Annotated in this window: 10 protein-coding genes; 6 read left to right on the top strand and 4 right to left on the bottom strand. The window is 59.6% G+C overall.

The genetic code is table 11. The features are described from left to right. Window positions 1-51 precede the first annotated feature (51 nt). Entirely contained in the window at window positions 52-2,241 is a 2,190-nt protein-coding gene (locus J0G10_RS08645; RefSeq protein ID WP_095050134.1) for a patatin-like phospholipase family protein, read from the top strand. 141 nt (window positions 2,242-2,382) lie between these two features. Here J0G10_RS08645 and J0G10_RS08640 read toward each other — a convergent pair whose 3' ends face one another. From J0G10_RS08640 to recQ, 3 genes are all read right to left on the bottom strand, one after another. Further along, window positions 2,383-4,152, bottom strand: a complete 1,770-nt coding sequence (locus J0G10_RS08640) for a FimV/HubP family polar landmark protein (RefSeq protein ID WP_220558302.1) — start codon at window positions 4,150-4,152, stop codon at window positions 2,383-2,385. Window positions 4,153-4,279: 127 nt separating this feature from the next. After that, window positions 4,280-4,714, bottom strand: coding sequence for a MarR family transcriptional regulator (locus tag J0G10_RS08635; RefSeq protein ID WP_007919713.1), 435 nt, complete (start codon window positions 4,712-4,714; stop codon window positions 4,280-4,282). Window positions 4,715-5,118: 404 nt separating this feature from the next. After that, window positions 5,119-7,248 carry a DNA helicase RecQ gene (recQ, locus tag J0G10_RS08630; protein ID WP_220558301.1) on the bottom strand — a complete coding sequence of 710 codons (2,130 nt, stop codon included), beginning with the start codon at window positions 7,246-7,248 and terminating at the stop codon, window positions 5,119-5,121. 377 nt (window positions 7,249-7,625) lie between these two features. Here recQ and J0G10_RS08625 point away from each other — a divergent pair, with 377 nt between their 5' ends. The 5 genes from J0G10_RS08625 to J0G10_RS08605 all read left to right on the top strand — a co-directional run bounded on the left by J0G10_RS08625 (window position 7,626) and on the right by J0G10_RS08605 (window position 11,498). Further along, on the top strand, window positions 7,626-8,213 hold the full coding sequence (locus J0G10_RS08625; protein ID WP_016984205.1) for a UPF0149 family protein: 588 nt from the start codon (window positions 7,626-7,628) through the stop codon (window positions 8,211-8,213). Between the two features lie 10 nt (window positions 8,214-8,223). Further along, on the top strand, window positions 8,224-8,619 hold the full coding sequence (locus J0G10_RS08620; protein ID WP_220558300.1) for a YbaN family protein: 396 nt from the start codon (window positions 8,224-8,226) through the stop codon (window positions 8,617-8,619). A 124-nt stretch (window positions 8,620-8,743) separates the two neighbouring features. Further along, the gene (locus tag J0G10_RS08615; protein ID WP_095049308.1) at window positions 8,744-10,138 is read left to right on the top strand and encodes an AAA family ATPase; all 1,395 of its coding nucleotides are present in this window, start codon (window positions 8,744-8,746) and stop codon (window positions 10,136-10,138) included. Between the two features lie 13 nt (window positions 10,139-10,151). Continuing rightward, on the top strand, window positions 10,152-10,799 hold the full coding sequence (ptuB, locus tag J0G10_RS08610) for a retron Ec78 anti-phage system effector HNH endonuclease PtuB (RefSeq protein WP_095049307.1): 648 nt from the start codon (window positions 10,152-10,154) through the stop codon (window positions 10,797-10,799). A 339-nt stretch (window positions 10,800-11,138) separates the two neighbouring features. Then, window positions 11,139-11,498 (top strand): DUF6124 family protein, encoded by a 360-nt coding sequence (locus J0G10_RS08605; RefSeq protein WP_220558299.1) that lies wholly within the window; start codon window positions 11,139-11,141, stop codon window positions 11,496-11,498. A 219-nt stretch (window positions 11,499-11,717) separates the two neighbouring features. On the opposite strand, the gene J0G10_RS08600 is transcribed toward J0G10_RS08605, so the two are convergent. Next, window positions 11,718-20,321, bottom strand: coding sequence for a retention module-containing protein (locus J0G10_RS08600; RefSeq protein WP_220558298.1), 8,604 nt, complete (start codon window positions 20,319-20,321; stop codon window positions 11,718-11,720). Between the last annotated feature and the right edge of the window lie 225 nt (window positions 20,322-20,546).

Here is a 20,546-nt window from a genome sequence, read left to right as displayed (position 1 = left end):
CAGAGGGCGCCGCTATAATAGCCGGCTTTATTGCTTGCCCAGAGACTCACAATGCGCCGTCTGCTGTTCTGCCTGCTGCTTGGTTTGCTTCCACTGTTTGTTCACGCCAGTGACGCGCCGCGACCGAAAGTCGGCCTGGTGCTGTCCGGCGGCGCCGCGCGTGGTCTGGCGCACATCGGTGTGCTCAAAGCCCTGGAAGAGCAAGGCATCAAAATCGATGCGATCGCCGGCACCAGCATGGGCGCGGTGGTCGGCGGGCTGTACGCCTCGGGCTACAAGATCGATGAGCTGGAAAAACTCGCGCTGAACATCGACTGGCAAGCCGCATTGTCCGACGCCCCGCCGCGCGAGGACGTGCCGTTTCGACGCAAACAGGATGACCGCGACTTTCTGGTGAAACAGAAACTCAGCTTTCGCGACGACGGCAGTCTCGGCCTGCCTCTGGGTGTGATTCAGGGCCAGAACCTCGCGCTACTGCTGGAAAGCCTGCTGGCCCACACCAGCGATACCCGGGACTTCGACAAACTGCCGATCCCGTTCCGCGCTGTGGCCACCGACATTGCCAATGGCGAAAAAGTGGTGTTCCGCAAAGGCCACTTGCCTCAGGTGATCCGCGCCAGCATGTCGATCCCGGCGGTGTTCGCCCCGGTCGAGCTCGACGGCCGGCTGTTGGTGGACGGCGGTATGACCGACAATATCCCGCTGGATGTCGCGCGGGAAATGGGCGTTGACGTGGCCATCGTCGTCGACATCGGCACACCGCTGCGCAACCGCAAGCAACTGACCACCGTGGTCGATGTGCTGAACCAGTCGATCACTCTGATGACCCGCAGTAACTCCGAAGAACAACTGGCCGCGCTGAAATCCTCCGATGTACTGATCCAGCCCGCGCTGGCCGCATTCGGTGTCACCGATTTCGGTAAAGCCCAGGACATGATCGACGCCGGTTACCGCGCGACCCGCATCCTCGATGCGCGCCTCGCCGTGCTCAAACCCAAGGAATCCCAAGACGCCGAACTCGCTGCCGCCCGTTCCCCGGGGCAGCGCACGCCGATCATCACCGCGATCCGCGTCGAGAATGACTCAAAAGTCGACGACGACGTGATCCGCTACTACATTCGCCAGCACATTGGCGAGCCGCTGGACCTGGGGCGATTGCACTCGGACATGGGCACCTTGTATGGCCTCGACTACTTCGAACAAGTGCAGTACCGCGTGGTGCACAAGGGCCAGGACCACACACTGGTGATCAGTGCTCGGGGCAAGCGCAGCGGCACCGATTACCTGCGGGTCGGCCTCAATCTGTCCGACGACATGCGTGGCGATAGCGCCTTCAACCTCGGGGCCAGTTACCGCATCAACGGCATCAACCGCCTCGGTGCGGAATGGCTGACCCGCGCGCAGATTGGTGACAAACAAGAGCTGTATACCGAGTTCTATCAACCACTGGACGTCGGTTCGCGCTATTTCGTCGCACCGTACGCCTCGTTTGAAGCACAGAACGTCGAGGCGGTGCTCGATAACGATCCGATCGCACAGTACCGCGTCGAGCGCTACGGTTTCGGCCTTAACTTCGGTCGCCAGATCGGCAACAACGGCGAAGTGCGGTTCGGTGTCGGCGAGGCCTGGGGCAAGGCCGATGTGCGCATTGGTGATCAGGACCTGCCGAGTGAAAACTTCAACGAAGGCTTCTATGCGCTGAAGTATTCGTACGACTCACTGGATAACGTCTACTTCCCTCACGAAGGCAAGGACGTCAGCCTGACGCTGATGCAGTTCGAACCGGGGCTGGGTTCGGATACGCGTTATAGACAGTGGGAGTTCAAACTCGACAAAGCCATGAGCCGTGGCCCGGACACGCTGATTCTCGGAGGGCGCTACGGGCGTACGCTGAACGATGCCAACGTGGTGACGTCGAGCTTTCTGCTCGGCGGCGCGCGGCAATTGTCGGGGTTCCGTGAAGACGCCATTTCCGGGCAAAACGTCAGCCTGATGCGCGCGGTGTACTACCGCCGGTTGACGCCGCGCTCGTATCTGCCGCTGGACTTTCCGCTGTATGCCGGCGCCTCGCTGGAGCGTGGGCGGGCGTGGAACAACGACAATGAGTTCGACAGTGGCTACATCAACGCCGCCAGCGTGTTCATTGGTTTTGACACGCCGCTGGGGCCGTTGAATTTCAGTTACGGGTTGAATGATGCGAATGAGCAGGCGGTTTATCTGAACCTTGGCCAGACCTTCTGACCGGGTCAGGAATTGATGTTGTCTGACCGTCTGTCTTCGCGAGCAGGCTCGCTCCCACAATGGTTCTGCGAATACAGGTCAAATGTGGGAGCGAGCCTGCTCGCGAAAACGATATCAGCGCCACCGCAAATCAATCGGGTATTAGCGAATCCCCGCCAGCAACGTCCGCGCCGTTTGCTTCAAAGGTTCATCGCCCTCTTTGAGCAGCTCATTGAGCAACGCAATCGCACTGTCGATATCACCGTCATCAATGCAGGTCTGCGCCTGTTCGAGTTTTCCGGAGTTTTCGTCGTGTAGCGGCTCAGGTGCCTGCAAGTCCAACGGTTGCAACACCAGAGACGGCTCGGCATCGGCAAACTCATTGAGAAAATCTTCATCCAGCGGCTCGGCGTGCGGCTCAGGGATCCACTCAAGTTCGGCGTCCTCGCCGGCCGCTTCCGGCAGTTCAAAATCCTGAGGCAGTATTTTCAGGCTGGAGCCCAGCGCCGAGGTGTCTGCCGCTGGCTCAGTAGTGGCCGTGCGGCTGTCTTCCAAATCCCAACTGGAATCCATCGACAGCTCGCCCAGATTCAACTCGAAATCATCTTCAGGCGCCGGTTGGGCAGTGACAGCAGGCGCCACCGCAATGATGGGCGCCACCGCGGCCAACGGTTCGGCACCCGCCAGTTTCGGATGTCGAACACGAACATCCTGTAACGTCTGGGCATCAACACCCTGTTCACGCAACTGACTTTCCTGCTGTTCATACACGGCGCTGTCACCCTGACGCCCCAAGACTTCGAGCAACTGCAAACCGATATCGGTGCGCTCCGGCTCTTTGTGCAAAGCGTCGCGCAATAACCCAGCAGCTTCGCCCAAGCGGCCGTAGGCCAGATAGATTCCTACCGCCTCCAGCACATCGCCCGCTGCCGGTTCTTCACGGTGTTGGGTTGAGGTGTGAGCCCTGACAGACTCTGCGTTTTCGACTTCATCTACCTCAGGTTCCTCGCTCTGCGGCAACTGCGGCAGCGGTCGATCAGCCTGTTGCGACTGTTGCCGTCGACGGTGCACAAACAGCCCGGCCAAGGCCACCAACAACAGCAACAGGCCCGCGAACAATGGCCAGTTCAAACCGTCATCTGTGGACTCAACAGGTGCCACAACCGGGGCAGGTGCCGGAGCGACTTCGGTAGGTGGCGGTGCTTTCCTGAGTTCGATCAATTGCGTTTGCAGCTCAGTAATCTGCTTCTTGCCAGCGGCAATCTGCACATCCTGCGTCTGCAGTTTGGCGTTCAGCTCATCGACGCTCTTTTGCAATTGCTGATTCAGCAACGCACTGGCAGCCAGTTGCTCGGCGAGTGCATCGTTGGCCGGCGGATTTGCAGGCGTTGGCGCGGGCACGGCATCGCGTTTGGCCTGAGGTGCCTGCGGCGCTGCGACAACAGGCTCGACGCTGGGAAACGCGGAAGATTGTGCACGCGGATCCGGTTCATCGGTGGCCGGCACGATACCCGGCGACCCCGGAGGGTCGATCAACACCGTGTACTCACGCAGCAAACGGCCATTGGGCTGATTGAGCTGCACAAGGAAATTCAGAAAGGGTTCGTTGACTGGTTTGCTTGACGTGACCCGGATCATCTGGCGATTGCCATGCAGGATCGGGATGAACTTGAGGTCGTTGAGGAAGAACACCCGCTCAACCCCGGCCTCGGCGAATTCATCCGCCGTGGCCAAGCGCACCGTCAGATCGTTTTGCGTCAGCCCGCCGACATCGACCAACGCGATATCGGCCTTGAGCGGCTGATTGAGGCCTGAATGAACGGTGATATCACCTAGCCCCACAGCCATCGACCAGGCCGAATAGCTGAATACGCCAGCGGCCAGCAGCCATTTGGCGCCACCGCGCAGTACCACGTGCCGACTTGCGAGCATGAGCATCCCTTAAATAAGCAAAACCGACTTCTATGCGTTCGCACATCCGGTACGAACACGATATTGCCCAGTAGTTCTTATAGTCGGCTCAGCGCGATCTCTCAAAGATACGGCACGTGGATGTGCCTCAAGATTTTTCCAGGTTGGCCAAAATGTGCCCATGAACCCGCATGCACACTTTCAAATCCGCCTCGTCGACGCCTTCGAACAACTCGTGTCGCAGTTGTGTGGCAATGGTTTCGATTTGTTCGATCAGCGGCAGGGCCGGTGCGCAGAGGACGATTTTTTTCGCCCGGCGGTCTTCCATCACGGACTGGCGTTGCACCAGGCCCTGGCTTTCCAGACTGTCGAGCAAGCGTGCGAGGGTCGGCCCTTCGACGCCAACGCTCTGCGCCAGCTCGCGTTGGGTCGGCGCTTCTTCAAAACGCGCCAGATGCAGCAGCACCAGCCAGCGCGCCTGGGACAGACCCAGCCCGGCCAGTCGGCGGTCCAGTTCGGCACGCCAGCCACGGGACATCTGGGCCAGTTGCATGCCAAAGCGGTGTTGATCGGTTAACGGCATAAAACACTCACGGTTAGACTGAAAATAAAGAAAATCTAATTATTAGCCAGCTAAGCATGAGCTGCAGTTATAGGCAAGTGGCGGTCTGTACTGAATCGTTACATCTTGAGGCTCCCTCACCCTAACCCTCTCCCAAAGGGAGAGGGGACTGAATGGGGGGATGCTTTAGATATTCAGCGACTTGGGAATGCTTTGCTGAATCCGGAATTGGACGGCCCTCACCCTAGCCCTCTCCCAGAGGGAGAGGGGACTGAATGGGGGATGGTTCAGGGTTACGCCGACCTGATCCTGCTTTACCGAATCCATAATCGACTGGTTCTTTCAGGTCGATGTCAAACCTCAGACGCCTCGGTCGGCCCCCTCTCCCTCTGGGAGAGGGCTGGGGTGAGGGTCGAGACCGAATTTCAGATCTCGAATTCCGACTGCAACGCAGCCCTCACGCAGTAAAGCACGCCTTCCGGCACACGTCCGGCAAACAGCTCCGCAACCTCAGCGACCGATGGCAACTCGCCCTCGCCATCAAGGAACGCGTCCTGCACTTCGCCCATCAACTCTTCCGGCAAGTCCAGCGCTTGCTCGAGCGACAACTGCTGCTTGCCAATGGCCTCAGCGAGCATCGTGTACACATTTTTTTCCGAGCACTGCAACTGCCCGGCGATCTGCAGCGGCGTCATGCCGGCGCGGGCCAGGGTGATCAATTCGTGGCGCACATCGGCCACCGCTTTTGGCGCCTCGGCCTCGCCACCGAGCACTTCGAGGAAGGCATCACCGTAGCGCTCCAGCTTGCGTGCGCCGACACCGCTGACCCGGGCCATTTCCGCCAGCGAGGTCGGCTGGCTGCGGAGCATTTCCAACAACGTGGAATCGGGGAAGATAACGTACGGCGGCACGCCATGCTCTTCGGCCAACTTGCGCCGCAGGGCGCGCAAGGCTTCCCACTGTTCGCGCTCTTCGCCGCGCACCAGTTGGCTGGCTGGGCTCTTGCTGGCGGTTTTGGCCGTAACCTGCGGTTTGAGGTCGCGGCGCAGCTCCAGCGTGACCTCGCCCTTGAGCAATGGCCGGCAACTGTCATTCAAACGCAGACCGCCATAACCTTCGTGATCGACATCCGCCAGACCGCGCGCCACCAATTGACGGAACAGCGAGCGCCACTCGCTCTCGCTCAACGCCTTGCCGACGCCCCACACCGACAGATGCTGATGGCCGAAACTGCGGATTTTTTCGTTGTCCTTGCCCAACAGCACATCAACCAGATGACCTACGCCATAACGCTGGCCGGTACGGAAAATCGCCGACAAGGCCTGACGTGCAGGCTCGGTGGCGTCCCAGGTCTGCACGCCGTCGACACAGTTGTCGCAATGGCCACACGGCTCGGGCATGTCTTCATCGAAGTACGCCAGCAGGGTCTGACGACGGCAGCGGGTCTCTTCACAAAGCGACAGCATGGCGTCGAGCTTGTGTTGCTCCAGACGCTTGTGCCGCTCGTCGCCTTCGGAGTTCTGCAGCATCTGCTTGAGCATCACCACGTCTTGCAGACCGTAGGCCATCCAGGCATCTGCCGGCAGACCGTCACGACCGCCGCGCCCGGTTTCCTGGTAATACGCCTCAAGGGATTTCGGCAAGTCGAGGTGGGCGACGAAACGCACGTTGGGCTTGTCGATGCCCATGCCGAACGCCACGGTAGCGACCATGATCAAGCCTTCCTCGTTGAGGAAGCGTTTCTGATTGAAGGCGCGCAGATCATTGGGCAGACCAGCGTGATACGGCAACGCCGGGAAGCCCTGCTCGCTGAGGAATGCCGCGACTTCCTCGACTTTCTTGCGCGACAGGCAATAGACAATGCCGGCATCGCTGCGCCGCTCAGCGAGGAACGCCAGCAACTGCTTGCGTGGCTGCTCTTTGGGCACGATGCGGTAAAAGATGTTCGGGCGGTCGAAGCTCGACAGGAAGCGTTCGGCATTCTGCAGATGCAGGCGCGTGACGATTTCTTCGCGGGTACGCTTGTCGGCGGTGGCGGTCAGGGCGATGCGCGGTACGTCGGGAAACATCTCGGCCAACTGGCCCAGCTGCAGGTATTCCGGACGGAAATCGTGACCCCATTGCGACACGCAGTGCGCTTCGTCAATGGCGAACAACGCAATGTTCAAGCCTTGCAGGAACGACAGCATGCGCGGCTGCACCAGACGCTCGGGCGCCAGATACAACATCTTCACTTCGCCGCGCTTGATCCGCGCTGCGAGGTCACGCTGCTGTTCAGCGCTCAGGGTGGAGTTCAGCGCGGCGGCGGCCACACCGAGCTCTTCGAGGGTGGCGACCTGATCGTCCATCAGCGCAATCAGCGGCGACACCACCACCGCCAGGCCATCGCGCAACAGCGCCGGCACCTGAAAGCACAGGGACTTGCCGCCACCGGTAGGCATCAGCACCAGCGCATCACCGCCACTGGCCACGCGCTCAATGATTGCACCCTGACGGCCACGGAAACTGTCGTAGCCGAAGATGTCCTTGAGGACGCGTTGAGCCTGTTCGAGCATAGAAACTCCAAAAATCTACCGATACATCCCTGCGCAGGCTGGTTCAGAACAGCCGGAGCTGCTTAAACAAAACGTAAGAGCGCATTGCACGACAACCGCAATGCGGGCAGGGATCGCAAAACGCGGCAGTATACCCGAGCCCTCCCCTGCACAGGGCGACACCCGTCGATACAATCGCTGATACCTGTGTAGGAGCTGCCGAAGGCTGCGATCTTTTGATCATGTCTTTATTAAAAGCAAATCAAAAGATCGCAGCCTTCGGCAGCTCCTACAGGGTGTATGCAGGGTATGACAGGTCAAATCTGCCATGCGGCTGGCTTGAGCGCGCAAGAAGGCCTAGAATTCCCGCATTGTTTATTCCCCAAGGTAGCCCCGTAATGTCCTTCGCTGAGCAACTGACCCGCCTGCAAGTTTTCCTCGACGCCGACGAGCTGCATGACGAGGCGCTGGATTACGTGGCCGCTCACGGCTACCTGACCGCGCTGTCGATCTGCGCTGAAGACGTACCGGAGCGTGAGTGGATCGACGCCCTGTTCGCCGAAGAGCCGCATTACAGCAGCGACGCCCAGCGCGAAGAGATCGAAGCCACCCTGATCGGCCTCAAGGCACACATCGCCCGTCAACTGGCCTCGGATGAAGAGTTCGAACTGCCATGCGAACTGGACCTGGGCGACGAGCCTGATGATTCCGAACTGCGCGGCTGGTGCATCGGTTTCATGGAAGGCGTGTTCCTGCGTGAAGCGGCCTGGTTCGAAACCGCCGAAGAAGAAGTCAGCGAAATGCTCCTGCCGATCATGGTCGGTTCGGGCCTGTTCGACGAACAGCCGGAATTCGAAGACATCGCCAAAGACGCCAACCTGATGGACGACATGATCGTGCAGATCCCGGAAGCCCTGACCGCGCTGTACCTGCTGTGCCAGGCGCCAGACGAAAAACCGGCGATCCTCAAGCCACGTCACCACTAAGATCCGGCCTATGGACAACCCCATAGGCAACCGCCCCCTGATGTTGCGCTACTTCCTGCTGGCCATCGGCTGGCTCAGCGTGGCATTGGGGGTGATCGGGATTTTCCTGCCCGTCCTGCCCACTACCCCTTTCCTTCTGCTCGCCGCGGCGTGCTTCGCGCGCAGCTCTGCGCGTTTCTATCAATGGCTGGTCGAGCATCCCCGACTCGGCCCGTGGATCCGCGATTATCTCGATGGCAACGGCATTCCGCTCAAGGGCAAGGTCTACGCGATCGGGCTGATGTGGTCGAGCATTCTGTTTTCCTGCTACCTGGTGCCGTTGCCGTGGGCGCGGGGGTTCATGTTGACGAGCGCGGTGTTGGTGACGGTTTATATTTTGCGGCAGAAGACACTACCCAAATCCTGAAACACACCGTTAGCAGTGAGCATGTATTCACCTGTATTCATTCACAGTAGAATTTGCACCACATCGGTCCCCGCCAATATAGCCACTGCCGTAGCCTGGAATCGGTTCACATGGAGGAAAGTCTTTGAAACTGATCAGGCTCGATCTGGAAAACTACCGCTGCTTCCCCGCGCTGACACTGGAACTCAATGAACAGCTGACGCTGCTGGTTGCGCGCAACGGTCAGGGCAAGACAAGTTTGCTGGACGCTATCAAAGTGGCCTTGTGGCCCTTTGTTCGCGGATTTGATTTGGGTAACGCTCCCTTGACGGGCATTCAGCCTGACGATGTTTTTTTACGCCCCGTCGAGGCGCATCAAATGGAACCTTCTCTTCCAGCTCGCCTGACGGCTCATGCTGATTTTCAGAGTGCTGACATTTCCTGGTCACGCAGTCGAATCAGTATTCGCAAAGGAACGAAAACCCGCAGCGACCAAGGTGCAAGGGCTTTGGAAAACAAAGCTCGTGATTTGCAAGGCTGGATCTTTCATAACGTATTAATGGACGTTACCAAACCGATCGATCTACCTGTGCTGGCCTATTACGGTACGAGTCGCCTATGGAGGGATAACACGCCTACCTCTGAACCCATCGATAACGCCGAACTTTCCAGAACCTATGGTTATCGGGACAGCCTTGACCCTGCCTCCAACTACAAGCAGTTCAGCAAATGGTACACACGAATTTTTCGTACCTATCGTGAAGAGCAAATTCGCAGTCTTGAACGAGGAAAAACAACGTTCGATGTTAAAGACGAGTTTTTGAATCCAGTCAAAGCAGTTCAGAACACAGTCAACTCAATGCTTGAATCACAAACTGGATGGAGAAACCTTGCCTACAGTAGTGAATTCGCAGATCTGGTGTTGGAGCATCCAATACATGGCGTGCTGAAAGTCAGCCAACTCAGCGACGGTATTCGCAACATAGTTGCCTTGGCAGCCGATATTGCCTATCGCTGCGTAAAGCTGAATCCTCACTTCGGCAGCACCGCGCCACGCCAATGCACGGGAGTGGTGCTGATCGATGAAGTCGATATGCACCTTCATCCTGCTTGGCAGCAAACGGTCATACCCGATCTGCTCGGCGCCTTTCCGAACATCCAGTTCGTCGTCACCACACATAGCCCGCAAGTAATTACCTCCGTTCAGGCAACGTGTATCCGTGTGCTGCACACAGTGACTGACGACAATTGCCGCCACGTTAGAATAAGTAATGTCGATCAACAAACTCAGGGAGTCACCAGCTCTCAGGTTCTGGCATACATCATGGGTATTGACCCCACACCAGACAATGAACCCTCTCGCAAATTGAGCGAATATATAGCCTTGATTCAGCAAGATCAGCATGAGTCGGACCAAGGACTATCATTGCGAAAATATCTGGACACGCACTTTGAGACACAACACCCCGTCATGCTTGATTGTGATCGGTTGATTCGCCTCGAAACATTCAAACGCAAACAACTGACACAACAAAAATAAGGAAGTCGGGCGAATGCGAAAACTGATTCGAACTGCGACTCCAAACTGTCTTGCTGGATATAGGCATGGATTACATCAATGGGTTGATGTGACACACGCAGATAGAGACCAAATCCGCCAGTGCCTTCAAGCGATGCAAGATACTCGTTGCGCCTACTGTGAAGCGGATATCAGCGTGCCAAGACTTTCGCATATCGAGCACTTTCGACAAAGACGCAGTTATCCGCAGGGCACCTTCGAATGGACCAATCTATTCCACTCATGTTGTAGGGAGGAAGCCTGCGGAAAATTCAAAGACAATTGCCCTCCCTATGATCACAGAGACCTGCTCAAACCTGACGAAGATGATCCGGATAGCTATTTACTTTTTGTCAGCGACGGCACAATCAGCCCTCTCGCCAACCTCGATGTTCGAGCACGGACACGTGCCGTCGAGACGTTGCGTTTATTCAATCTTGACGCACAAAACGGCGCCCTGCGTGCCATAAGACGAGAGGCTATTCGCCCGCATCTGCAGACTGTCCAGGAGCTGATGGCTATAGCCGATGATTTTTCGCCGGACGACTTTCTAGCGTTTCTGGAAGGCGAAATTCAGAACACCGCACATCTGCCATTCTCTACAGCTATCCGACACACTTTGTCGAAATCTCAGGCTGTTTAAGAGACACCTTCAGACACGCCTTCCAGGCTACACATCCTTGCGCCTTTGCCTACAGCTACGCCAGAATCCGCCGGCTTGTGCGCCTTGGGGACGGGATCTATTGTTGGTCGGTCGCTGACTCATTCAGCGATCGGGTTTAGCGACCCGAATCTGTGTAGGCGCACCAGCGCTCCAAAACTCATTGCAAACGATCTGTCTGCAGTTGATGTCATGGCGGCTGTGCGTGGGAGACCTTCGGGTCTGCCGGGCGCCTACACCCGGTTCGCTAACCTGCGTCCAGCCGCCACCCTTTCTTGTTTAGCGACAGGTTTTGGTGGCCTCACCTGTAGGAGCTTCACCATGATCAAACCAACACCCAACCCGCCCGAAACCGATCTCGCCTCACCCTACGAATCCCTCGATTCAAAAAAGCTCAACGACGCCGCCGAACGCGCCCTCGATCATTACCTCTGCCCACCCGGCTCCCCCCCTCCGCCCCGAAAAACCCGCCGGATGTACGCCGTGACCGCAGACTTCAAAAATGAAGAACTGCTGGCCGATGCCAGCGAAACACTCGCCTCAGCCAGAACCATCGCTCATGACTTCGCCCACCTCATACCCGCGTCGCAGCGCAGGACGCTGTTGGGGATCGCGCAATTGATCATGCTCGGGGAGCTGGCGGTGAATCGGGTGATGGATAATCTGGAGTTGCCGCAGTAGGCCAGACAACCGATCGTTCCCAAGCTCTGCGTGGGAATGCCTCTTCGGACGCTCTGCGTTCGGCTCTGGAGGGGACGCGGAGCGTCCTGGGCTGCATTCCCACGCAGAGCGTGGGAACGATCACGAATGAGCAACGCCATACCATCAGACAGAAAAAACCCGCCGCCCCATCAACCGGGACGGCGGGTTTTGTCGTTTCAGGCCCGAATCAAAAGCCGCTTACACCGTATCCACCTTCAACGAATGATCATTCAGCATGCCGCTGATGATCGTCGCCGTGTCATGCCCGCCGGCCACCACCCCGCCCGCGCCCGGCGTGACGCCGTAGTGGCTGGCCAGATTGACGCCGGCCAGGTCAATGGTCTGGTTCGGCGTTGCACCGGCCATGGCGCTGACGTCGATGCTGGTGAGCACCGAGGCGCCGCTGCCGGTGACGGTGAAGTGCAGGTAGTCATCCAGTGAGGCGGTGGTGCCGTTTTCACCTTGCAGCAGTTGTGACAAATCGAGCTTGTCAGTGCCGGGGGTGAAGTCGGTGATGAGGTCGTGGCCGCTGTTGCCCTTGAGCCACTGGAAGGTGTCGGCCCCTGCCCCGCCCGTCATCGTGTTGTTGCCCAGGCCGCCGATCAGCAGGTCATCACCGCCACCACCGTTGAGGATGTCGTTACCCAGGCCGCCGTTGATCACGTTGTTATTGTTATCGCCGGTCAGGGTGTCGTTGAAGTTCGAGCCGACGAGGTTCTCGATCCCGGTCAGGGTGTCGGTGCCGGCGCCGAGGGTGTTTTGCGCACCGAGCAGGCCGAGGTTGACCGTAACCCCGGCCGTGGCATGGGCATAACTGGCGGTGTCGCTGCCCGTGCCGCCGTCGAGCAGATCATTGCCCGGGCCGCTGTAGAGCAAGTCGTTGCCGGCGCCGCCATGCAGCTCGTTGTTGCCCGAGCCTGCGGTGAGCACATCGTTGCCGTCGCCGGCGTTGATGATGTTGTCGCCGCTGCCGGCCACCAGCACGTCATCCCCCGAGGTACCGGTGAGGGTGTGGCCGTCCTGATAGCTGATGCTCACATTGGCCGTGTCGCTGCCGCCGTGGTTGTCGTTGGCGGTGTAGCTGCCGTGGAAGTCCGGGGTAATGTCATGCGCCCCGGCGTAGTTGAGGGTCATGGTCAGCTGATAGTTTTCCGCCGCGTTGGGGTTACCGCCGCCGCTGGGATTGGCGATGTTGGTGATGTGGATCTGATAGACGCCATCGGCCGACGCGGTGAGGGTTTGCCCGTCCGCCAGGGTTGTGTAGGCGCCACCGTTGATCGAGTACTCCATGGTGACATGACCGGCCGCCAGGTTGTGATCGAGGTTGAGGGTTTCGCCCTGGCGCAGGTTGACGGTGATGCGGTCTTCATCGTTGGCGTTGCTGTTGGTCACCGCACCGAGATAGCCACTGACCACCAGTACGGCAGTCATGGTCGCGGCGTTGGCACTGAACGAATTACGCACGTTGGCCAGGTTCTGGTTGGCGGCGGTGTTGACGTTGGTGCCGGTGAAGTTGATCGCCCCGGTGCCGGTGAAGTCCGCCGCTTTCGAGACCCAGCCGGTGTTGAAACTGGTGGGCGTGGCATTGAGCGTATCGCCGTTCGGATCGGTGTCATTGGCCAGCAGCAGTTCGCCCGGCACCACAATGTTGCCCGACAGCACGTTGGTGATGACGTGGTCGTCCACCGCCACCGGCGGCGCGTTGGGGATGACTTTCACGGTCAGCGTCGAACTGGCGAGATCGCCGTCGTTGTCGCTGACGGTAAAGCCGATGTTCTCGGTGATGACCACAGCGGTGGTTTTCTGCGAGGTGTAGGTGTAGTCGCCGGTATCGAGGTTGATCAGCAGTGTGCCGCCGTTATTGGTGGCGATGCTCAGCGTGTTGTTCACGGTGTTGAACGTCCCGTGATTGGTGCCGCCGCTTGGCGTCAGCGAGCCTTGGCCGCTGAGAGCTTTCGGATCGTAGGTGTAAGTGGTGCCGTCAACCACGATGGATTTGATGAAGCCGCCATCGGCGCCGAAGGTGCCGCCCTCGCCCAGTAACGTACCGGTGACGGGCGCGCCCTGTACGGTGCCCGACAGTACCGAATTGAGCTGGTTGAGATCGGTGACCACCACCGCATTGGTGTTGGTGTGACTGATGCCGTCATAGGCCAGCGGGTCGAGGTTGGCGTTGCTCACGCCGCTGCCGAGGCCGATCGCGTAGTTCTTGATGTTGTTGGCATCGAGGAAGTTTTTCAGCGCGGCTTCGTCAGCGGCGTTGATGTCGCCTTCGTTGGGTTTGCCGTCGGAGAAGAAGTAACCGACGTTCTGTGCCCCGGTGAGTTTGCCCGAGGTATTGAACGCGGTTTGCATGACCGCCACCGCGGCGTCGTAGTTGGTGCCGCCACCCGCCGTCAGGCCGGCGAGAATCGTCTTCGCGGTCGCCACATCGACCCATACCGAGGTTCGGTCGGTGGCGTTGCTGCTGAAGGTGACGAGCTGGACTTTGACGTCGCCGAGGTCGTCGTACTTGTCGAGCAAGGCACTGATTGCCTGCTTGGCCAGCGCCAGTCGCGACAGGCCCGGCACACCGGAGGCGTCAGCCATACTGCCGGAGATGTCGAGAACGATGAGCAGGTTCGAATCGATCTCCACTGCCGCCACCGAACGATCCGAGGCCACGGCTTTTGGTACGTCATCGACGATGTTCACCACAAGGGTGCTGGTGGTGCTGTTGCCCAGTGCATCGGTGGCTTTGTAGGTGAAGCTTTCGCTGAGAGTGTTCGCCCCGTCGTTGGCGCTCGGCGAGGTTTTCGGCGCCGATGTCAGCGTGTAGGTGTAAGTGCCGTCGGCGTTGAGCTGGATCTGCCCGTAGCTGCCGGTTGCGCTGCCGACCAGGGTGTAGGTGATCGCGCCGGTGCCGCCAGTGACTGCGCCGACCAGCGTGCCGGTGGTGGTTTCACCGGTGTTGCTCGGGTCGCTGCCGGTGACCGTACCGGGGGCCAGATCCGCGCCGTCCTTGCTCAGATCGAGAGCTTTCTCATAGACCGTGACGTCCTGATCGACCGAGGCCACCAGTTTGCTGTCGGCGACGTTGATGGTGATGGTCGTGGTGCTTTCATCGCCGTCGCTGTCGCGGACGGTGTAGGTGAAGGTGTCGGTGGCGCCCGGTGGACTCACCGAGTTCGGGTTGCTGTGATAGACGGCGTTGCCCGCCGCATCGAGGGTCAGGTAACCGAAGTTGCCATTGATGTTGCTGTTGAGGCCGCCGATGGCCGAAGTGCCGGTGTTGCTGCCGGCGCGCACGCCGACCACAGTGGCGGCGCCATCGGCACCGCTGATGTCATTGCCGAGCACACTGACATTGACCGTTCCGCCCTCGGCCACCGAGCCGGTGTCGGGTTTGGCGGTCGGCAGATCATCGATGATATTGACGTTGATCTGACCATTGGCAGTGCTGCCATCGGTGTCCGTCGCCACCACGTTGAAGTTCTCGGTGAGGCTGTTGGCACCGTTGGCATTCGGGTGGGTTTCGTTGTCGACCAAGGTGTAGCTGTAACTCACAACACCGGTCGCTGGGTTGTAACCGGTGACGGTGAAGGTGCTGCCCAGCGGCGAGACGACGGATTGCGGGAAGCCTGCGGCGACACCATTGGTGACCACGGCAATGCCCCCAACGGTGAGGGTTTGCAAGCCATCGAGCGCGGTGACGGTAAAGGTGCCGCTCTGGGTCAGTGCCGGGGTGTCGGGGCTGGTGCCGTCGCTGAGGTTTTTCTCGTAAACGGTGAGTTCGCCGCCATTTACGTCAAGGCCGTTGAGCAGCACCGGATCGTCGTTGTTGTGGATGTTCAGCACCAGGTTGGCGGTACTGGTGTCGCCGTCGGCATCGGTCAGGGTGTAGGTGAACGTCTCGCTGCCGTTACCGCCGCCGTGCAGGTTTTTGAAGTCGGCATCGTTGGGGTTCAGCGTGTAGGTGTACGTGCCGTTGGCGTTGAGCAACAGCGTGCCGTAAGTGCCGGTGAACGTGCCGGCGGTGATCGGCCCGGCATTCGGTCCGGTCGCGACCACATCGGCGCCTTGCACATCGTTGGTCAGCACATTGCCGGTCAGGGTCAGCTGGGTTTCCGAGGCGCTGTTGGCGTTGCTGTCGTTCACCGCTTTCGGCACGTCATCGACGATGCTGACAACAATGGTGCTGGTGACGATGTTGCCCAGTGAATCAGTGGCCTGATAGCTGAAGGTTTCGCTCAGGGTGTTGGCGCCGTCGTCGGCATGCGGCGTGGTGCTCGCCGGCGATGTCAGGGTGTAGGTGTACGTGCCGTTGGGGTTGAGGACGATCTGCCCGTAATTGCCGGTGGCGCTGCCGACCAGCGCATAGCTGATCGCGCCGACCGCCCCGGTGACCGAGCCGACCAGCGTGCCGGACGCGGTTTCGCCGGTGCTGGTCGGGTCGCTGCCAGTGACTGTCCCGGGAGCCAGATCCGCGCCGTCCTTGGTCAGGTCCAGTGCTTTCTCGTAGACGGAGACGTCGGTGTCGCTGGTCGCGCACAGTTTGCTGTTGGCGACATCGATGGTGATGGTGGTGGTGCTTTCATCACCGTCGGAATCGCGCACGGTGTAGGTGAACACATCCATTGCGCCCGGCCCGTTCACCGCATTCGGATTGCTGTGGTAGACCGCGTTGCCGTTGGCGTCCAGGGTCAGGTAGCCGTAGGTGCCGTTGATGTTGCTGTTGAGGCCGCCGATGGCCGAAGTCGAGGTGTCGGCTCCTGCACGCACGCCGACCACTGCACCAGTCACCGCCGGGCCGTCGGCGCCGCCGATATCATTGTTCAGAACATTGCCGCTGACCGTGCCGCCCTCCGCCACCGACGCGGCGTCAGGATGGGCGCTGGGCAAATCATCGACGATATTGACGTTGATCTGGCCGGTGGCCGTGCTGCCATCGGTGTCGCTGGCAACGACATTGAAGTTCTCGGTGATGCTGTTGGCACCGTTGGCATTCGGATGGGTTTCGTTGTCGACCAAGGTATAGCTGTAACTCACCACGCCGGTGGCCGGGTTGTAACCGGTGATGGTCAACGTGCTGCCGAGCGGCGTGACGATCGATTGCGGGAAGCCTGCGGCTACGCCACCGGTGACCACGTTGATGCCGCCCACAGTCAGGGTTTGCAGACCGTCGAGGGCGGTGACGGTGAAGGTGCCGCTCTGGGTCAACGCGGGAGTGTCGGGGCTGGTGCCGTCACTGAGATTTTTCTCGTAGACGGTGAGTTCGCCGCCGTTGACGTCGAGGCCGTTGAGGTAGACCTGATCGTCATTGTTGTGGATGTTCAGCACTAGGTTCGCGGTGCTGGTATCGCCGTCGGCATCGGTAATGATGTAAGCGAAGGTTTCCGTGCCGTTGCCACCGCCGTGCAGGTTTTTGAAATCGGCATCGTTGATGTTCAGCGTGTAGGTGTACGTGCCGTTGGCGTTGAGCACCAAGGTGCCGTAGGTCCCGGTGAAAGTGCCCGGGGTTACCGGCCCGGTCGGTACACGATCGGCGCCTTGCACATCGTTGGTCAGGACGTTGCCGGTCAGAGTCAGCAAGGTTTCCGACGCGGTGCCGGCGTTGCTGTCATCCACGGCTTTCGGCAAGTCATCGACGATGTTCACGTCGAGTGTGGCGTTGGCAGTGGTGCCGTTGTCATCGACCACGGTAACGGCGAACTGCTCAGGCAGATTGTTCGCGCCGTTGGCGGTTGGGTGGGCTTCGTTGTCGACCAAGGTGTAGCTGTAGCTGACCACGCCGGTAGCCGCGTTGAAACCGGTGATGGTCAGTGTGCTGCCCAACGGAGTGGTCACCGATTGTGGGAAACCTGCGGCTACACCGTTGGTGACGACGGCGATGCCACCGACAGTCAGGGTCGTCACGCCATCGAGTGCGGTGATGGTGAACGTGCCGCTCTGGGTCAGCGCAGTGGAATCCGGTGCACTGCCGTCGCTGAGATTTTTCTCGTAAACGCTGAGTTCGCCGCCGTTGACGTCGAGGCCGTTGATGATCACCGGATCGTCGTTATTGTGGATTTGCAAAACGAGGTTGGCGGTGCTGGTGTCGCCGTCTGCGTCGGTGATGGTGTAGGCGAAGGTCTCTGTGCCATTGCCGCCGCCGTGCAGATTTTTGAAATCGGCATCGCTGGTATTGAGAGTGTAGGTGTACGTGCCGTCGGCGTTCAAAACCAAGGTGCCGTAAGTGCCGGTGAATGTCCCCGGGGTCACTGGTCCGGTGGGTACGCGGTCAGCACCTTGCACATCGTTGGTCAGCACGTTGCCGGTCAGGGTCAGCAGAGTTTCCGACGCGGTGCCTGCGTTGCTGTCATCCACGGCTTTGGGCAGATCATCGACGATGTTTACGTCGAGGGTGGCATTGGCGGTGGTGCCGTTGTCATCCACCACGGTAACGGCGAACTGCTCAGGCAGGTTATTTGCGCCATTGGCGATTGGATGCGCTTCGTTGTCGACCAGGGTGTAGCTGTAGCTGACCACGCCGGTGGTGGCGTTGAAACCGGTGATGGTCAGTGTGCTGCCCAATGGCGTGGTCACGGATTGCGGAAAGCCTGCGGCTACACCATTGGTGACCACGGCGATGCCACCGACAGTCAGGGTCGTCACGCCGTCGAGTGCGGTGATGGTGAACGTGCCGCTTTGGGTCAACGCGGTGGAATCCGGTGCGCTGCCGTCAGTGAGGTTTTTCTCGTAGACGGTGAGTTCACCGCCATTCACGTCGAGGCCGTTGATGATCACCGGATCGTCATTGTTGTGGATCTGCAGAACGAGGTTGGCGGTGCTGGTATCGCCGTCTGCATCGGTGATGGTGTAGGCGAAGGTCTCTGTGCCGTTGCCGCCGCCGTGCAGATTTTTGAAGTCCGCGTCGCTGGTGTTCAGCGTATAGGTGTACGTGCCGTTGGCATTCAGTACCAAGGTGCCGTAAGTCCCGGTGAAAGTGCCTGGGGTAACCGGTCCGGTGGACACGCGGTCGGCGCCTTGCACATCGTTGGTCAGGACGTTGCCGGTCAGGGTCAGCAGGGTTTCCGAAGCGGTGCCATTGGTGTCGTCAACCGCTTGGGGAACATCGTCGACGATGTTCACGTCCAGCGTGCCATTGGCGGTGGTGCCGTTATCGTCGATCACCGTGACGGCGAACTGCTCAGGCAGATTGTTTGCGCCGTTGGCGGTTGGATGCGCCTCGTTGTCGACCAGGGTGTAGCTGTAACTGACCGCGCCCGTTGCGGCATTGAACCCGGTAATCGTCAGCGTGCTGCCCAAGGGTGTGGTGATTGATTGCGGGAAACCTGCCGCTACACCGTTGGTGACGACGGCAATGCCGCCGACAGTCAGGCTCGTCACGCCATCGAGTGCAGTGATGGTGAAGGTACCGTTCTGGGTCAGTGCGGTGGCGTCCGGTGCACTGCCGTCACTGAGGTTTTTCTCGTAAACCGTCAGCTCGCCGCCTTCGACATTCAAGCCATTGATAACCACCGGATCATCATTGTTGTGGATCTGCAGGACGAGGTTGGCGGTGCTGGTATCACCGTCGGAATCGGTGATGGTGTAGGCGAAGGTTTCCGTGCCATTGCCGCCGCCGTGCAGGTTTTTGAAGTCGGCATCGCTGGTGTTCAGCGTGTAGGTGTACGTGCCGTCGGCGTTCAGCACCAAGGTGCCGTAAGTGCCAGTGAATGTGCCTGGGGTGACTGGCCCGGTGGGCACGCGATCAGCCCCCTGCACATCGTTAGTCAACACGTTGCCGGTCAGTGTCAGCTGCGTTTCAGTCGCCGTGCCATTGCTGTCATCAAAGGCTTTGGGCACGTCGTCGGTGATATTAACGTCGAGCGTGCCGGTCGCGGTGTCGCCATTGCTGTCGCCGGCAATCACGGTGAACTGTTCGCTGAGATTATTCGCGCCATCGCCGGCCGCGTGGTTTTCATTGCCGTTGAGGGTGTAGCTGTAACTGACCACGCCGGTCGCCGAGTTGTAACCAGTGACGGTCAGGGTGTTGCCCAGTTGCGTGGTGATTGATTGCGGGAAGCCGATCGGCACACCGCCGATGATTACGTTGATGCCGCCGATGCTCAGGCTGGTCAGACCGTCCGGCGCCGAGACGGTGAAGCTGCCGTTTTGCGTCAGTGCGCCAGGGTTGGCCGCAGAACCGCCGGGCAGATTGGCCTCATTGACGTTCAGCTCGCCGCCAGCCACGTTCAGGCCAGTGAGGGTCACCGGATTGTTCACCGGAGGCGGCACTACGACTGCCGGGGTGTCATCGCCGTTGTCGATCACCGCGTTATGGCGTTCTTCAGGGAATTCGGGAATACCGCCGAACCCAGCGGTGGGGAAACCGATGATCGGGTCAACACGTCCGCCAACTTCCGTCAGCAGGACAAAACTGTGGCCGCCGCCCGCCTCTCCCGGTGCGCCGCCCGGGGCATTCGGACCGGCCGCGGTGGCTTCAGCGGTTTGGCTCGGGTCGTCACCGGCGGCGATGGCTTTCTGGATCTGCTCAACGTCGGTCAATTGCGCGTCGCTCGGGGTCACTGCCTCAGCGGCATTTACATGCGCCGCCTGACCCGCCAGCAGTTCACCGGTCATGGTCATGCTGCTGCCGCGTCCGAGGGTCAGTTCCTTGCCGTTTTCCAGCTTCACCGCCACCGCGCCTTCCGCGCCAGTAATCAGTTGATCACCTGCTACCAGGCGATCCCCCTCAACCAGTGCGCGCTTAGTGCCGTCGGCTGACTGGGCGAAAACCTGGCCAATGACTTTGGTGACTATCCCGATGAGCGTTGCCATGTGAAATCCTCCGCTGCCGACCACCGTCGGCACTGGTAAGCGAAGCAGCCCATGGCTCAATCGGGTTGTCGGAGGGGACGCTCGCACCCTCGACAGTTCGTTTCGCAGGCGGCCTCTTTCGGAAACATCAGTGCTATCAAGCACTTCCGCATCCTGATCAAAGCCATACGCCCACTAACGCTACGTAACGGTGGTGAATCACTTGAGTGACAAAAAAATGTCGCT

The sequence above is a fragment of the Pseudomonas germanica genome (assembly GCF_019614655.1).
In the GTDB taxonomy this organism is placed as follows: domain Bacteria; phylum Pseudomonadota; class Gammaproteobacteria; order Pseudomonadales; family Pseudomonadaceae; genus Aquipseudomonas; species Aquipseudomonas neuropathica.
This window is presented reverse-complemented; position numbering and strand designations above follow the sequence as displayed.

Bases quoted from the DNA above. Each gene is read 5' to 3' on its own strand.
- recQ (WP_220558301.1), bottom strand. From the start codon at position 7,248: ATGCTCGAACAGGCTCAACGCGTCCTCAAGGACATCTTCGGCTACGAC.
- J0G10_RS08645 (WP_095050134.1), top strand. From the start codon at position 52: ATGCGCCGTCTGCTGTTCTGCCTGCTGCTTGGTTTGCTTCCACTGTTT.
- J0G10_RS08605 (WP_220558299.1), top strand. From the start codon at position 11,139: ATGATCAAACCAACACCCAACCCGCCCGAAACCGATCTCGCCTCACCC.
- J0G10_RS08635 (WP_007919713.1), bottom strand. From the start codon at position 4,714: ATGCCGTTAACCGATCAACACCGCTTTGGCATGCAACTGGCCCAGATG.
- J0G10_RS08640 (WP_220558302.1), bottom strand. From the start codon at position 4,152: ATGCTCGCAAGTCGGCACGTGGTACTGCGCGGTGGCGCCAAATGGCTG.
- J0G10_RS08625 (WP_016984205.1), top strand. From the start codon at position 7,626: ATGTCCTTCGCTGAGCAACTGACCCGCCTGCAAGTTTTCCTCGACGCC.
- ptuB (WP_095049307.1), top strand. From the start codon at position 10,152: ATGCGAAAACTGATTCGAACTGCGACTCCAAACTGTCTTGCTGGATAT.
- J0G10_RS08620 (WP_220558300.1), top strand. From the start codon at position 8,224: ATGGACAACCCCATAGGCAACCGCCCCCTGATGTTGCGCTACTTCCTG.
- J0G10_RS08600 (WP_220558298.1), bottom strand. From the start codon at position 20,321: ATGGCAACGCTCATCGGGATAGTCACCAAAGTCATTGGCCAGGTTTTC.